The sequence below is a fragment of the Acinetobacter sp. TG2027 genome, from assembly GCF_000302435.1.
Lineage (GTDB): Bacteria > Pseudomonadota > Gammaproteobacteria > Pseudomonadales > Moraxellaceae > Acinetobacter > Acinetobacter pittii.
In genome coordinates this window covers 1-1,072 of the sequence record NZ_AMJN01000004.1, presented here as the reverse complement: position 1 = coordinate 1,072, position 1,072 = coordinate 1, and the positions used below count along the sequence as shown (strand labels likewise).

The 1,072-nt window shown below is 27.8% G+C and carries 1 protein-coding gene; it reads left to right on the top strand.

Annotation, left to right across the window (positions count from 1 at the left end):
- Window positions 1-635: 635 nt before the first annotated feature.
- Window positions 636-1,072, top strand: a 437-nt coding sequence (locus B806_RS0101865; RefSeq protein ID WP_017402536.1) for a hypothetical protein, incomplete at its 3' end; no start/stop codon positions are given.

Sequence of the window (1,072 nt, the reverse complement as noted above, 5' to 3'; positions counted from 1 at the left end):
TTCTTACTCTCTAGAGCCTAATGGTTACTACACATAAGACCTTATTAAGTATTACCTATTGATGGGCACATATTCTTTATAACTCTTGATAAGTAAAAAAATTATGTAGGCTAAAAATAAAACCATTCAAAAAAAGAAATCTTTATCTATTTAAATATGAATATTTGATATTTTTAATTCAGTCCCTATTGCTAGTGCTTAAATATTATGCCAATATGAAGTTGGAGATATTTCCGAATAGATATTTCCTATTTCAGGTCTAAGCGTTTTTTTTCGCTAAGCCCATTTCTGAATAAAAATAGGAAGTGGGCTTTTTTATTTTTAAATATTTCAGTATTATCAGTGTGTTGCTTTAAGTAACACTAACCTTATTGATCAGCGCAAATATCAAAAAAGGGGGAGCTTGCCTACTAGGCAAGCTTTTTAAATTGATAATTTAAACACAATAATCCATTTTAAAGCTCAATAGAAAAATCAAACTTCCATAGCTTTTATTCGTACTAATTTATTGAATATAATCGTTTTTATAATTTTTAAAATTTCCTTAAACTAAAAATGGAAAATTTCTTGTTGCAACATTGTTATAATAGGACTACCTTAAGAAAAATACTTTATAAAAATGAGGAGCTGCTGAAATGCCACAGTATCTCATGTTTGCGGAAAATATTTATAACAAAATTAAAGATGAGGAATTGTTTTCACATGACTGTATTGAAAATATGAACTTACTTATGATATGTATACGCAGAGAAATTGAGGGAACAGAATTTAAATTAAAATATAATTTTATTGATTTTGTTGAATTGTTCAGTAGACCATTAGATGAATGTAAAGTAAAAATAGATGTGAGTTTGATTCCTCCTCATAATTCAGAAGGTGAGTATATTTTATGGTTAGCTGGATTTATCGAAAAAATTACAGAAGGTGGACCTAAACCACCTCCGCCTATAAAGAAATTTATTCCAGAGTATATGGGCTTGAAATCTGAATTAGATTTTTTACCTTTAAATGAGGAAAAAATTCAAACCGAAGGTAAAGAAATTACGGATTACTTTAATTCAAAGCTTTATAA